Here is a 13,602-nt window from a genome sequence, read left to right as displayed (position 1 = left end):
TTACCTGAGAGGGGTACGCTATGCGGCTCGCGACTGCGGGAGCTCAAGTCCTGAGCACCACCGCACTCGAGCGACGCCCCCTGGCGCCCCTCCCGGCGACGCGCCCGAACCGCCTCCCGGCCCCGCTCCCCCACCCGATCGAAGCGCTCCGCGCCGTCGCCGACCGGGTCGACCGCGACGTCAGCGAGCACCCGCTCGCGGGCGTGCGCGCCTGGCTCGACGGCGAAGCGCCGCGGGACGGCGTCGAGTTCCCCGCGGCCGAGCTGGCCGCCGGCGAGCGGGTCGAGGAGCTCATGGGGACGGCCGCCGCGCTGTGGGGCGGCTCCGCCCACGCGAACGCGGCCCTGGCGTGGAAGACCTACTGCTACTGGACGCTCGCGCCGGTCGTGCTCGGCTACGTCGCCGCCCGCCGCGTCCCGGTCATGGACGCCTCGAACGCGGTCTTCCGCGTCGCCGAGGACGCCCCGATGTTCTCGGTGCGCCAGGTGCGGCCGCACTTCCTGGTCCTGCCGCACGACCCGAGCGCGGCGCACCCGGAGGCGGAAGTGGTCGCGAACGAGGCGGTCCTGCTGGACCGCTTGCGCGCCTCCGTGTTCGACGGGCATCTGGGACCGGTGCTGGACGTGTTCCTCGCGAAGGCCCGCGTCGGGCGGCGCACCCTCATGGGCTCCGTGGCCTCGGGGATCGCCTACGCGGTCGCGTCGATCGCGCAGGTCGTGCCGGACCCGGACGACGTGCTCGCCAAGACGCTCCTGTCGGCGCTCGACGTCGGGGACCTGGTCGACATCAGCACGGACCAAGCGGGCCGGCTGGTCTACCAGCGGCGCACCTGCTGCCTCGCGCTCACCATCGACGGCAACCGCACCTGCTCGACCTGCTGCGTGCGCCACGAGCGGCCCTGACGGTCGTTTGGTAGATTGGCGCTTGCCCCAAGGGGCCCTGGAGGGGTCGCATAGTGGACTAGTGCAGCGGTCTTGAAAACCGCCGTGGGTGTCAAAGCTCACCGTGGGTTCGAATCCCACCCTCTCCGCCACCGGTCGCCGTACGTTCGCGACATTTCTGGCGAATAGCGCATCAGCGCGAGCATCCCGATCGCACGAACCCCTGCCGACGCTGTGCGCGTGGGGGTCTTGCCGTGCCCGGGGCATGAAAAAGGACTCAGCACCCCGGCACGGTGCTGAGTCCACGATTAGGGTAACCCCATGGCGCAACATGCTTCACTTCCGGGTCGGGATATTCACAGAATCGTTACGATGGCGCACCGCTGCGAGGAGGCGGACGGCATCGCGCCGTTCAACGAGCAGACGACCCTCGCACTGTCCCGCCACCCCGAGAAACATCGACGGCATTTCGTTGTGCGCCTAGGCGAAACGGTGATCGCCTACGCGGGCGTGGAGAAGCTCGGGGACGCCGCCGAGGCAGAGATGGCCGTCGATCCGGCCCGTCGCGGCAAGGGCGTCGGGCACCGGTTGCTGCTCAACGTCCTGGATTGGATTGAGGCGGACATCACGATATTGCGCGTGTGGGCGCACGGCGATCTGCCCGTTTCGCAGCAGTTCGCGGCGAAGCACGGCTTCACGCGCGACCGCGTGCTGTTCCAGCTCTCGCGCGACCTCGACGGTTTCGTCTGGCCCGCGGCGTGGCCGGAGGGCATCGGCCGGAACTGGCCGGTCGGCGACGGGCCGGCTGTGGCACTGCCCGACGGCGCCCGCTTGCGGCCCTTCAGGGTCGGCCAAGACGAGCCCGAGCTGCTGCGGGTGAACGCAGCCGCGTTCGCCGCCCATCCCGAGCAGGGTCGCTGGACCGCAGCGGATCTCGCCGCGCGCGAGCAGGAGACCTGGTTCGACCCCGACGGCCTGCTGGTGGCCGAGGACGAGCAGGGGCTGCTGGGCTTCCACTGGACCAAAGTGGAGGACGGCATCGGCGAGATCTACGTCCTCGGCGTCGACCCCCGCGCGCAGGGCGCCGGACTCGGCTGGTCCCTAGCGCTCGCGGGGCTCGCCCACCTTGCGGCGCATGGCATCCAGCAGGTCGACCTCTATGCGGACGAGACGAACACCAAGGCGCTCAAGCTGTACCGCTCGCAAGGGTTCGAGACCGTGCGCACCGACGTGCAGTGGGCCAAGCGCCTGCGCTGAAGTGAGCGAGACTCGCCTGTGCGGTCATGTCGGACCGCGCCGGTACTTTGGTCTGCAAGGGGGACTTCGCTCAGGACATTTCCGGAATGACGGAAATGCTCAAGCGGCGGCCAGCGCGTCCGCCGGGTAGCCCTCTTCGCCCGGCAGCACCAGGCGGGCGTCCTCGCCCTCCACCGCGACCCGCGGCAGGATCGGCGACATGTCGCGCTGCTCGGCGGCGGCGAACACCTCGCCCACCGTGGAGTACCGCGCGAGTTCGGCGAGGGTCGTCGCCTCCGGGATCGACATCTGGCCGCCGTACTGGCACACCGCCTGCTCCGGGCCGATCCACGTCGCGTACTCCGGCTCGCGCACCCTGATGCGCGGCTGGAAGCCCTCGGCGAGCGTCGCGACGTAGATCCACGAGTCGAACCGCACCGGCTCGTACTCCGGGGTCACCCAGCGCGCCCAGGCGCGCTGCAGGGCGACCATCGCGCCGGTCTCCTCCTCTACGGACCGCAGGCCCGTCATGGCCACGTCGGGGTCGTCGGGCTTGTGCCGGCCGCCCGGGAAGCCGTACTGGGCGCCTCGGGGCCCGTTCATGGCGTTCTCGTAGTTGTCGACGTCGAGGTGCGACCACCGCTCGCGCACCTGGAGCGTCTCGGCGCGGCCGCTCGACGGGAGCCCGAACGGCTCCTTCGCCGCGTGCCGCAGCAGGAACACCCGCAGCGGGGCCTCGCGCAGGAGCACGACGGCGGCGGCGCGCTCGGGCTCGGCGGGAGCGCCCTGCTTGCGGAGGCGGGCGAGAGCGCGAGCGGCCGACACCGAGTCGACCGCCCTGAAGTCCCATTTCCCGAAGCGCTGGATGGACATGCCATCACGCTAACCCAAGAGCGGGCGATTCCTGTGCGCAACGGCCGAAACGACAGCGGCCCGGCCTAGGGTCGGTTCAGCGCATCCGGGTGAGGCGATATCCGAGGCCATTCGTTCGCTCGCAAGGCGGAGGGCCGTCTGCATACCGGTGTTGTATGCAGACGGCCCGACAACGCAGCGAGCGGGCGAATGGGCCGGATAGCGGCCATCGGGGTGCGCCGGACAGACCCTGAGCCGGGCCGGTCGTGGTGCGGGACCTAGCCGATGAACTGGATCGGCAGGTAGAACAGGGCGCCCACGAGCGCTGCGATCGGGAACGTGATGATCCACGCGATCACGATCGAGCGGGCCACGCCCCACCGGACGGCGCGCTTGCCGCCGGTCGAGCCGACGCCCATGATCGCCGAGGTGATCGTGTGCGTGGTCGAGATCGGCGCGCCGAGCAGGAACGTGTTCGTGTAGAGCACGGCGCTGGCGACGGTCTCGGCCGCGAAGCCCTGGGGCGGGCCGAGGTCGATGATCTTGCGGCCCATGGTCTTGATGATGCGCCAGCCGCCCGCGTAGGTGCCGGCGGCCATGACGGCGGCGCTGGCGAGGTAGACCCATTCGGGGATCGGCGCGCCGTCGGTGTAGTACCCGCCGACCGAGAGGGCCAGGATGATGATGCCCATGACCTTCGCGGCGTCCTGCATGCCGTGGCCGACGGCCATCGCGGCGGCGGAGACGGTCTGGGCGTGGCGGAAGCCGCGGTTGAGCTTGTCGGGGCGGCCGCGGCGGAAGAGCCAGTACACGGCGATCATGACGAGGAAGCCGAGGGTGAAGCCGACGAGCGGGGAGACGATCGTGGGGATCACGATCTTGTCGAGGATGCCGCCCCAGAGCACGACCGCGCCGCCGGCGATGGTCGCGCCGACCATGCCGCCGAACAGCGAGTGCGAGGACGAGGTCGGCAGGCCGAAGTACCAGGTGATGAAGTTCCAGGTGATCGCGCCGAGGAGGCCGGCGATGACGATCAGGATGCCGTCGATGCCGTCGGGGAGTTCGACCAGGCCGCTGGCCACGGTGGCCGCGACCTTGCCGCCGAGGTGCGCGCCCACGAAGTTGCCGATCGCGGCCATGCCGAGCGCGACCCGGGGCTTGAGCGCCCGGGTCGAGATCGAGGTGGCGATGGCGTTCGCGGAGTCGTGGAACCCGTTGGTGTAGCCGAAGAGGAGGGCCGCGCCGATACAGACCGCGACCGCGATGAACACGCTGTCCACGTTCAGGATTCCTTGACGTAGACCGACTCGACGACGTTGGAGACCGACTCGAAGGAGTCGCAGGCGGCTTCGAGCTCGTCGGCGACCTCTTTGAGCTTCATGACCGTGAGCGCGGGGTACTCGCCGGAGTACAGGCGCACCAGGAGCATCCGGTAAGCGCGGTCGCCGTCGTTCTCCAGGCGGTTGCACTCGACCCAGAAGTCGGCCATGGTCGCGTTGAGGCCCTTGAGCTTCGGCATGTACTCGGCGAGGAGGTCGGCCTGCGCGCCGAGGACGGTGACCTGCTCGATCATCTCGCGCGGGAGGTCGGGGAGCTCGGAGAGGCCGTAGAGGTAGACCAGGTTCGCGGCGGCCTCGATGTGGTCGAGGATGTCGTCGAGCTTGCCGGCCAGGTGGTACATGTCCGTGCGGTCCATCGGCGTCACGAACGTCGAGTTGATCTTGTTGAACAGCCGGTGGGTGAGCTGGTCGTTGTCGTGTTCGACGTCGACGAGGCGCTCGGAGATCTTCTGGTAGTCAGCCGACTCGTCCCCCAGTTCGGCCAGGATCGCCACGCCGCGGCGGATGTTGTCGGCCGCGTCATTGAAGAAGGCGTAGAACGCGTCGTCCTGAGGCTTCAGCGAGAACCGCACTGGGCACCCCTGCTTTCGGTCGTTTTGACTGTCCTCACTGTACCGATCGGCTCAGGGGACGGGTGGAAATCGTCACCGCGAAGTTAACATCCAGGTGAACGCGACACAAGCTCGTGAAGTCTGCTGTGTGAGAATCCACGAAACCGCTCCAAGCTGGGGTTATGCAAAGGTTTCACTTGAATTCATCTTGTGTTCACCTTTGACTTCGGGGACGCCGTTAAAGCGCCGCACTGCGACGCTCATGCCTTGTCGGCAGCACGGGTTCCCAGAGCGGGCCGCGTCTAATCAGTCGTTCGCGGTCTCGGCGAGACGGCCCAGTGCGCCCACCACCGAATCGGACTTCGTCGTGTACCAGAACGGCGGCAGCGAGTCCCGCAGGAACTTCCCGTACGAGCGGCTCGTCTCCAGCCGCGAGTCGAGGATCGCGACCACGCCGCGGTCCGTGGTGCGGCGGATGAGCCGGCCGGCGCCCTGCGCGAGCCGGATCGCCGCAGCCGGGACCGACACCTCGGTGAAGCCCGAGCGGCCCGCCGCGTCGGCCGCCTCCGAACGCGCCGCCGTCAGCGGCTCGGTCGGGCGCGGGAACGGGATCCGGTCCACCACCACGAGACGGCACGTCATGCCCGGCACGTCGACGCCCTGCCAGAGGCTCATGACCCCCAGGAGGCAGGTCGACTCCTCCTCCTTGAACCGCTTCACGAGGCTCGCGAGCGTCTCCTCGCCCTGCAGCAGGATGTCGTAGTCGGTCTGCGCGCGAAGGAGTTCGGCCGCCGCCTCGGCGGCCTTCTTCGACGAGAACAGGCCCAGAGTCGCCCCGCGGCTGGCCTCGACCAGGCGCAGCAGCTCCTTGCCGGACTCGTCCGAAAGGCCCGACGCGGTCGGGCGCGGCAGCTTCGCCGCCACGTAGAGGATGCCCTGCTTGCGGTAGTCGAACGGCGAGCCGACATCGAGCGAGGTCCAGCCGTGCCCGTCCGCGGGCAGGCCGAGGTTGCGCGCCACGATGTCGAACCGGCCGCCGAGCGTCAGCGTCGCCGACGCCGCGATCACCGTGCGGTCCTCGTACAGCATCGCCGAGAGCAGGCCGCCCACCGACAGCGGCGCGGCGACCAGCTGCGGGCCGTTCGGCTCCGCCCAGATCACGTCGTCCCCAGCCGGGCCGATGCAGCGCCCCGCCGTCTCGATGGTCTCCACGAGCCCGGCCTTGAGCTGCTGGGCGCTCAGCTGCTTCTTCGTCTCCGCGTCGAGCGAACCCAGGTGGGTGGTGGCCTTGACGCACGCGCCGTTGATCAGGTTGAGCGCCTCCACGAGCGGCGCGGGCAGGTCGCCGGAGAACCGGCGCTCACCGGCCGCCGTGAGGGCGCCCTCGAGCGCGTCAGCGGCCTCCCGGACCTGGTCTGCCACATCGGGGTCGATGAGGCGTCGCCCGCGCTGGGCGAGCCAGCGCAGCCGCGCCGGATGCAGCTCGGCGCGGGCGGCCGAGGTGACCCGGTCGACCAGCTCGTGCGCCTCGTCCACGATGAGCACGGCGTGCTCGGGCAGGACGCTGCGCTCGTTCATCATGTCGATCGAGAGCAGGGCGTGGTTGGTGACCACGATGTCGGCCTCGTGCGCCTTCGCGCGGGCCCACTCGGCGAAGCAGTCGGAGCCCTGAGCGCAGTCCTTCGCGCCCGGGCACTCGGAGGATGACGTGGAGGCCTGCTTCCAGGCGCGGTCGGAGACGCCCGGGTCGAGGTCGTCGCGGTCGCCGGTGTCGGTGTCGCCCGCCCAGTCGAAGAGGCGCTGCACCTGCTTGGCGAAGGACGCCTGCTGCCCGGCCCACTTCAGGGTCTCGGTGCCCTCGATCGCGCCGTCGTCCTCGTCCTCTTCGCCGGCGATCTTGCGCTTGCAGATGTAGTTGTGGCGGCCCTTGAGGAGCGCGAACGTCGGCTTGCGGCCGATGACGGGCGCGACGGCCTCGACCAGGCGCGGCAGGTCGACGGCGACGAGCTGGTGCTGGAGCGCGAGCGTGGCGGTCGAGACGACCACGGGCCGCCCCGCGGCGAGCGCGGCGCACAGGTAGGCGAGCGACTTGCCGGTGCCGGTGCCGGCCTGCACGAGCAGGTGCTTGCCGGAGTCGACGGCGTTGGCGACGGCCGCGCACATCTCGCGCTGGCCTTCGCGGGCCTGGCCGTGGGGGGTGGCGGCGACGGCCGCGTCGAGGATGGCGAGGGCTTCGCGTTCCGCTTTGGTGGCGCCTTTGACAGCGCCTTTGGCAGTGCTCTTTACGGCGGCTTTCGCAGCGGGCTGGGCGGGGACTTCGGCGATCTGGGCGTCGGTGCTCATGCCTCCTGCGCCGCCTGCTCGCCGGCGTCGGTGTCGTCTTGCGAACCGTTGCTGTCCTTGGTGCCGTTCTTGGTGCCGGCGGCGCGGCGGGCGCGCTCGGCGGCGCCGGCGGCGGCGCTGACCCTGACCGCTTCGGCGGTGGCGTCCTCGCCTTCGAGGCCGCGCGCCTGGGCTTCGCGGCGGGCCTCTCGGTAGCGGTTGAGGGCGCGCACGGTGCCGTTGACGATCGCGAGGATGGGGACGGCGACGAGGGCGCCGATGATGCCCCACACGAAGCCGCCCGCGGTGACGGCGAGGACGATCGCGAGTGGATGGAGTTTGACCGCGCGGCTCATCAGGAAGGGCTGCAGCAGGTTCGACTCGAGCTGCTGCACGGCCAGGACGATGCCGAGGACGATGAGCGCGGTGACGAGGCCGTTCGGGGTGCCGACGAGGGCGACGACGACGGCGATGATCCCCGAGATCGTGGCACCGATGATCGGGATGAACGCGCCGAGGAAGATCAGCGTCGTCAGCGGCAGCCACAGCGGCACCTCGAGGAGGTACAGGCCGAGGCCGATGAAGATCGCGTCCACGGCGGCCACGACCACGATGGTGCGCATGTACTGCACGAGGGTCGACCAGCCGGCGCCGCCGGCGTAGCGCAGCGGCTCGGAGGCGGTGCGCGGGAGCATGCCGGTGAGGAAGGTCCAGATCTTGCGGCCGTCGCGGATGAAGAAGTAGGTGGTGAACAGGACCAGGAACAGGCCGGTCGCGAAGTTGCCGAGGCCGGAGGCGGTCGAGGTGGCGACGTCGACGCCGGTCTGGACGATGGCCTGCTGGTTCTCGTCGTACCAGCTGGTGATGTTGTCCTGGATGTTCGCGACGATCTCGGCGACCTGCGCGCCGTTGAGGCCGTAGGGGCCCGATTCGAGCCAGGCCTGGGCGTCCTTGAGGCCGGTGACGATCGAGTCGTAGAAGTCGGGGATGCCGGCGATGAACTGCTGGACGACGAACGTGAGGATCGCGCCGACCGCCGCGAGGCCCGCGACGAGCATGAAGATCGAGGCGAGGGACTTGTTCCAGCCCTTGCGGATCAGCCAGGCCGCGGGCGGCTGCAGCATGGCCGCGAGGAGGAAGGAGATCGCGACCGGGATGACGACCGTGGTGACGTAGCTGAGGAGGTACAGGAAGATCGCGACCGCGGCGCCGATGATGAGGAGCCGCCAGGACCAGGCCGCGCCGACCGCGAGGCCGGTCGGCACGAAGTCGCGCTCGGAGACCTCGCCGTCGCCGTCCCTGTCGAGATCCGGCGGTATGTCGCCGGGGATGTCGGGCTCGTCATCGCCCGGTTCGTCCCGCCGGGCCAGGGCGCGCTCGGTGACCGGGTTGAGGCGCATGCCGATCCACAGTTGACGTGCCCGGGCGGTGGTGCGACGGAATCGGCTCACGGTCTCTCCAAGGACGGTTCCTCCGAAAGGAGGCGGGTGCAACGTCAACACGTACCGTACCGGTTGGGTGCGACTCCGCCGATACAGCAGCCTGTACCGAGTGCCCGTCGGCACCTCGCGGTGCGGGCGGTGTACCCGTGCGGGACCTGGATATGCGGGGCGGCTCGAAGCGGTCGCACGACGTCTCAGGTGCCGGGCGGCGCCGCGCTCAGCTCGCGTCCCGGGGAGCACGGGTGGGCGGCCTCAGCATGTCGTACCTGTAGGGGACCCTGGGTGTTCGTAGTGCCGGGCGGCGCAGCCGGGGCGGGAGTGCTCGCCGCGGCCGGGTCCTGAGCCGGCAGGTGCCCACGGGTGCCGGTTGCCGGAAGCACCGCCGCCTCGCGACCCGCGACCTCACGGGCGGGCGTGAGACTCCCCGCTCGCATTTCGCGCCCGGCCGCCGCTGCCGGTAGGCTGGCGCGCTGTGACCGATACACCGTTGGACTCCACGACCGGCCTGCCGGTCCGGCTCCTGCACGACCGCCTCCTCGTGCGCGAGGACGCGGACTCCGAACGCAAATCCGCCGCCGGGATCGTCATCCCCGCCACCGCCGCCATGGGCCGGCGCCTGCACTGGGCCGAAGCGGTCGGCGTCGGACCGCTCGTGCGCTCGGTCGTCACCGGCGACCGCGTCCTGTTCGACCCCGAGGACAAGGCCGAGGTCGAGATGCAGGGCCGCACCTACCTCCTCCTGCGCGAGCGCGACATCCACGCGGTCGCCGCCAAACGCGTCGACAACGACGGCACGGGGCTCTACCTCTGATGCGCGTCGCGGTCATCGGGCTCGGCCTCATCGGCGGCTCCGCCGCGCTCGCCCTCGCCGCAGCCGGCCACGACGTGCTCGGCCTCGACCCCGACCCCGCCACCCGCGAGGCCGCCGCCGCGCACTTCCCCGTCACCGCCGACCCGGCCGCGCTCGCGGGCACCGACCTCGCCGTCGTGGCCTCCCCGTTCCGCCACCTCGCCGCCGTCGCGAACGAGACCCTGGACGGCTACACGGGCCTGGTCACCGACGTCTCCTCAGTGAAGGCCGAGCCCGCGCGGCTGTTCGCGCACCACCGGTTCGTGGGCGGACATCCCATGGCGGGCAAGGAGACCAACGGATTCGACGCCGCCGAGGCGGACCTGTTCCAGGGCCGCAAGTGGGTGCTGTGCCTCGAGGACGACACCGACCTCGCCGACTGGACCGCGCTCGCCGCGCTGTGGACGTCGATCGGCGCGCACGTCGTGCCCGCCACCGCAGCCGACCACGACCGGGCCGCCGCCCGCATCTCGCACCTGGAGCACCTGGTCGCCGCCGCGCTCGTGCGCGTCGCCGACGAGCCGCTGGCCCGCACCCTCGCGGCCGGCTCGTACCGCGACGGCACCCGCGTCGCGGCCAGCCCGACCGCCCTGTTCACGGGCATGGTGGAGGGCAACCGGGCCCAGCTCATGGCGGCCGTGGAGGACCTCGCCGCGGAGCTGGACGCCGCGGCCGCGGACCTGGACGCCTACACCGATCGGCCAAACTCAATCAGTGAATGGTTCGACCGGTCCCGGGCCCTGCGCACCGACTGGCCCGTCGAACCCGAAGCGGCGCAACGCATCCCGCTCACGAAGGCGTCGCTCATGGAGCTCGGCGCGGCCGGCGGCTGGCTCGAAGCGGTCGAAAGCGAGGTCGCGCTCGCCCGGCGCCCTCGCGTAAAGTCCACTCCATGAGAAGCATCGATCGCATCGCCGACCAGTACGTAGAGGACGTCATCGCCCTGAGCCCCCTCACGGCAACGAGCATGGGCGTCCCCGGACACGACCACGAGATCGACGACCTCTCGCCCGCCGGGCTCGAGGCCGAAGCGGCCCTGACCCGCAAGGCGATCGCCGATCTGGAAGCCGCCGAACCGGTCGACGAGCGCGAGCGCGTCGCCAAGGACGCCATCCTCGAGCGCCTGCGCCTCCAGATGGAGCGCCACGAAGCGGGCGACACCTACTTGAGCCTCAACGTCCTGGCCTCGCCCGTGCACAGCGTGCGCCAGATCTTCGACCTCATGCCGAAGGACGGCGAGGAGGCGGCGAAGAACATCGCGGCCCGCCTCGAGGCCGTCCCGACCGCGTTCGAGCAGTACACCGAGACGCTGCGCGCCGAGGCCGCCGCGGGCCGCGTCGCCGCCGAGCGCCAGGTCCTCGAAGTCGCCACCCACTGCGACAACTGGAACGGCGCCAAGGGCATCGAGACCGACTTCTGGGCGAACCTGGTCAACGGGGTCACCGTGGACGGCGAGCCCGTCAAGACCGGCCCGCTGCGCATCGCCCTGAGCGACGGCGCGACCCGCGCCCGGTACGCCGCCACGAAGTTCGCACTGTTCCTGCGCGAGGAGCTGGCCCCGCAGGCGCCGAAGAACGACGCGGTCGGCCGCGACCGGTACTCGCGCGCGTCCCGCTACTTCATCGGCTCCGCGATCGACCTCGAGGAGACCTACGCGTGGGGCTGGCAGGAGCTCGCCCGCATCGAGGCCGACATGCGCGCCACCTGCGAGCGCATCAAGCCGGGCGCGTCGATCGAAGAGGTCGTGGCGTTCCTGGACCAGGACCCCGACGAGAACATGACCGACAAGGCCGTGTTCCGCGACTGGATGCAGGACCTCGCCGACTCCACGATCGCCGACCTCGCGGACAAGCACTTCGACATCCCCGAGCAGATCCGCGCCATCGACTGCAAGATCGCGCCGACCGAGGACGGGGCGATCTACTACACCGGGCCGAGCGAGGACTTCTCCCGTCCCGGCGCCATGTGGTGGTCCGTCCCGGAGGGCCAGAAGCTCTTCGGCAAGTGGCGTGAGAAGTCCACTGTGTACCACGAGGGCGTGCCCGGCCACCACCTCCAGGTCGGCCAGACCATGGCCCGCATCGAGCTCCTCAACCGCTTCCAGCGCCAGTTGATGTGGTGCTCGGGCCACGGCGAGGGCTGGGCCCTCTACTCCGAGCGGCTCATGGACGAGCTCGGCTATTACGACGAGGACCCTGCTGGGCGCCTCGGCATGCTCGACGCGCAGGCCTTCCGCGCCGCCCGCGTCGTCGTCGACATCGGCCTCCACTGCGAGTTCGCCATCCCCGAGGACAACCCGTTCGGCTGGCGCGCGGGCGAGACCTGGGACGGCGCGAAGATGTTCGAGTTCATGCGGGCGCACACCCGCACGATCGAGGACGACATGCTCCACTTCGAGGTCAACCGCTACCTCGGCTGGGCCGGCCAGGCCCCGTCGTACAAGGTCGGCGAGCGCCTCTGGATGCAGGCCCGCGAGGACTACAAGGCCCGCAAGGGCGCCGACTTCAGCCTCAAGCAGTTCCACTCGGACTCGCTGAACCTCGGCTCGATGGGCCTCGCCCCGTTCGCCGAGGCCCTCGGCCGCCTCTAGCAATACGCTTGACGGAACGGTCTCGCTCGCAGTGCGAGCGAGGCCGTTTTGCGTTGCGCGCGAAGCAGTTTCGTGTCCAGGCGGGTTGTCGTACCCGCGAGGTACTGGTTGTTGAACGGGGGCGCTGCGTTCGGAACATATCCGTCATTCCGGATTTGCCCCTCGCGTCGCGACAACCGACCCGCTCCGCGCGCGAAGGAGCCCACGGTCGGGAGCGGAAGCCGGTCCCCGCACGCGCCCCGGAGCGGCACGCCTTCACCGCGCGCGAATCGGAGGCTCATCACTCGTCGTGCTCGAGCACGAGCTCCATCTCGGGCTTCCCGTACCAGGCCCGCAGCTTGTCCGCGCCGCGGCGAAGCGCCGCGATCTCCGCGGCCGTGAACCCCCGCACCCGCCACGTCTCGAGCAGCACGCTCTCGCGCTTCAGGGTCGCCTTCCAACTCCCGATCACCTGGCCGTCCAGCAGGATCACCGAGGTGAACCGCGCCCGGCCCGGGAACCGCGTCGGCGGCACCGAATGGTGCGTCACGAGCTCCTTCGTGTCCGTGTACGAGCACATCATCTCGTCGAAGCCCTGCACGAAGTCCACCACCGGGCCCGACTCGCGCCCGGCCGGCTGCTCCTGCACGTAGTAGAGCACCCGCTCGCCGACCTTGAGCGACTCGAGCCCGAGCCCGTCGATCGCCGCCTTCGCGTCGGCCACCTTCAACGTCGCCCAGCGCGTGAAGTCCTTCACGGTCGCGGGCCCGCGCGAGGAGAAGAACCGCAGCGCCAGCGCCCGGACCGCCTCGTCCTGTGCGACCTCCCCGGCCGGCACGCGCTCGTCGAAGTTCGCGTAGGTCTGCTTGCCGTCCTTCGGCGTCCCCGAGCAGATCGCCGACACCAGCTCGGCGTGGAACAGCAGGTGGATCAGGCGCAGCCCGGTCGGGTCGGCGATCCCGGCGGCCGCCAGCGCCTCGGAGGCCTCCTCGCGCAGCAGGTGCCGCCCGCCGGAAGTGGCCGCCGCGAGCGTCTCGTCCCCGATCAGCAGCTCGGCCTCACTGAGCCCGAGGCTGCGGAACTGCGTGCCGGCCACCTGCAAGACCCGGTGGGACGTGGCCGCGAGCATCATCCGCAGGTCCTCGACCGGGACGGTGTGCCACGTCGGGCGGAGCACGTGGGTGCGGATCACCGCGCCCTTCTCGATGAGCGCGTCGACCCCGTCGACGCCCGCGAACGGCAGGCCCTCCGCGTCAGGTCGGGTTCGCATCGCGGGGGTGAGCTTCGAGGGCTGGTATTCCTGCGACTGGACCGCGCCGAGGTACCGGAACGCGTCCAGGGCTGTGGCGAAGGGCTCGCCCCACAGGCGCTGGGAGTGGGCCCGCCAGGCGGCGACCGCGCCCGGCTCGAGATCCGTGCCGAGACGGCCGGTGGGTGATGCCATGTGGACATGCTAACCGCCCCTTACGACATGAGCCCTCCGCCGATCAGCTTGTCCACCTCGTCCGGCCGCATGGCCGGAATCACCGCGTGCGCGCACGAACGCACGGGTAGACGCG

11 protein-coding genes and 1 tRNA gene are annotated in these 13,602 nt (G+C 70.5%); 6 read left to right on the top strand and 6 right to left on the bottom strand.

Going from position 1 to position 13,602, the window contains the following annotated elements; all coding sequences use genetic code 11:
* Positions 1-20 precede the first annotated feature (20 nt).
* From O2L52_RS17400 to mshD, 3 genes are all read left to right on the top strand, one after another.
* Positions 21-902 carry an IucA/IucC family C-terminal-domain containing protein gene (locus O2L52_RS17400; protein WP_270117056.1) on the top strand — a complete coding sequence of 294 codons (882 nt, stop codon included), beginning with the start codon at positions 21-23 and terminating at the stop codon, positions 900-902.
* A gap of 39 nt (positions 903-941) precedes the next feature.
* A tRNA-Ser gene (locus O2L52_RS17395) sits at positions 942-1,033 on the top strand.
* A gap of 169 nt (positions 1,034-1,202) precedes the next feature.
* Entirely contained in the window at positions 1,203-2,138 is a 936-nt protein-coding gene (gene mshD / locus O2L52_RS17390; RefSeq protein WP_270117055.1) for a mycothiol synthase, read from the top strand.
* A 99-nt stretch (positions 2,139-2,237) separates the two neighbouring features.
* Here mshD and O2L52_RS17385 read toward each other — a convergent pair whose 3' ends face one another.
* The 5 genes from O2L52_RS17385 to O2L52_RS17365 all read right to left on the bottom strand — a co-directional run bounded on the left by O2L52_RS17385 (position 2,238) and on the right by O2L52_RS17365 (position 8,633).
* Positions 2,238-2,990, bottom strand: a complete 753-nt coding sequence (locus O2L52_RS17385; RefSeq protein ID WP_270117054.1) for an NUDIX hydrolase — start codon at positions 2,988-2,990, stop codon at positions 2,238-2,240.
* A gap of 257 nt (positions 2,991-3,247) precedes the next feature.
* On the bottom strand, positions 3,248-4,249 hold the full coding sequence (locus O2L52_RS17380) for an inorganic phosphate transporter (RefSeq protein WP_270117053.1): 1,002 nt from the start codon (positions 4,247-4,249) through the stop codon (positions 3,248-3,250).
* Between the two features lie 2 nt (positions 4,250-4,251).
* The gene (locus O2L52_RS17375) at positions 4,252-4,881 is read right to left on the bottom strand and encodes a DUF47 domain-containing protein (protein ID WP_270117051.1); all 630 of its coding nucleotides are present in this window, start codon (positions 4,879-4,881) and stop codon (positions 4,252-4,254) included.
* A gap of 285 nt (positions 4,882-5,166) precedes the next feature.
* Complete coding sequence (locus tag O2L52_RS17370; protein ID WP_270117050.1) at positions 5,167-7,203, bottom strand: ATP-dependent DNA helicase; 2,037 nt, start codon at positions 7,201-7,203, stop codon at positions 5,167-5,169.
* Positions 7,200-8,633 (bottom strand): AI-2E family transporter, encoded by a 1,434-nt coding sequence (locus O2L52_RS17365; RefSeq protein WP_270117048.1) that lies wholly within the window; start codon positions 8,631-8,633, stop codon positions 7,200-7,202. Before O2L52_RS17365 ends, O2L52_RS17370 begins: the two co-directional genes overlap by 4 nt.
* Before the next feature lie 463 nt (positions 8,634-9,096).
* Here O2L52_RS17365 and O2L52_RS17360 point away from each other — a divergent pair, with 463 nt between their 5' ends.
* The 3 genes from O2L52_RS17360 to O2L52_RS17350 are packed head-to-tail and all read left to right on the top strand — an operon-like array spanning position 9,097 to position 12,064.
* Positions 9,097-9,435 carry a GroES family chaperonin gene (locus tag O2L52_RS17360; RefSeq protein ID WP_270117047.1) on the top strand — a complete coding sequence of 113 codons (339 nt, stop codon included), beginning with the start codon at positions 9,097-9,099 and terminating at the stop codon, positions 9,433-9,435.
* A complete protein-coding gene (locus O2L52_RS17355; RefSeq protein WP_270117045.1) occupies positions 9,435-10,370 on the top strand; it encodes a prephenate dehydrogenase in 936 nt (311 codons plus the stop codon). Before O2L52_RS17360 ends, O2L52_RS17355 begins: the two co-directional genes overlap by 1 nt.
* Complete coding sequence (locus O2L52_RS17350; RefSeq protein ID WP_270117044.1) at positions 10,367-12,064, top strand: DUF885 domain-containing protein; 1,698 nt, start codon at positions 10,367-10,369, stop codon at positions 12,062-12,064. The genes O2L52_RS17355 and O2L52_RS17350 overlap by 4 nt, the downstream gene beginning before the upstream one ends.
* A gap of 280 nt (positions 12,065-12,344) precedes the next feature.
* Here O2L52_RS17350 and O2L52_RS17345 read toward each other — a convergent pair whose 3' ends face one another.
* Complete coding sequence (locus tag O2L52_RS17345; RefSeq protein ID WP_270117043.1) at positions 12,345-13,487, bottom strand: winged helix DNA-binding domain-containing protein; 1,143 nt, start codon at positions 13,485-13,487, stop codon at positions 12,345-12,347.
* Between the last annotated feature and the right edge of the window lie 115 nt (positions 13,488-13,602).

This window comes from Glycomyces algeriensis (assembly GCF_027622855.1).
Taxonomy (GTDB): domain Bacteria; phylum Actinomycetota; class Actinomycetes; order Mycobacteriales; family Micromonosporaceae; genus Glycomyces; species Glycomyces algeriensis.
This window is presented reverse-complemented; position numbering and strand designations above follow the sequence as displayed.

Bases quoted from the DNA above. Each gene is read 5' to 3' on its own strand.
- O2L52_RS17400 (WP_270117056.1), top strand. From the start codon at position 21: ATGCGGCTCGCGACTGCGGGAGCTCAAGTCCTGAGCACCACCGCACTC.
- mshD (WP_270117055.1), top strand. From the start codon at position 1,203: ATGGCGCAACATGCTTCACTTCCGGGTCGGGATATTCACAGAATCGTT.
- O2L52_RS17385 (WP_270117054.1), bottom strand. From the start codon at position 2,990: ATGTCCATCCAGCGCTTCGGGAAATGGGACTTCAGGGCGGTCGACTCG.
- O2L52_RS17370 (WP_270117050.1), bottom strand. From the start codon at position 7,203: ATGAGCACCGACGCCCAGATCGCCGAAGTCCCCGCCCAGCCCGCTGCG.
- O2L52_RS17355 (WP_270117045.1), top strand. From the start codon at position 9,435: ATGCGCGTCGCGGTCATCGGGCTCGGCCTCATCGGCGGCTCCGCCGCG.
- O2L52_RS17350 (WP_270117044.1), top strand. From the start codon at position 10,367: ATGAGAAGCATCGATCGCATCGCCGACCAGTACGTAGAGGACGTCATC.
- O2L52_RS17345 (WP_270117043.1), bottom strand. From the start codon at position 13,487: ATGGCATCACCCACCGGCCGTCTCGGCACGGATCTCGAGCCGGGCGCG.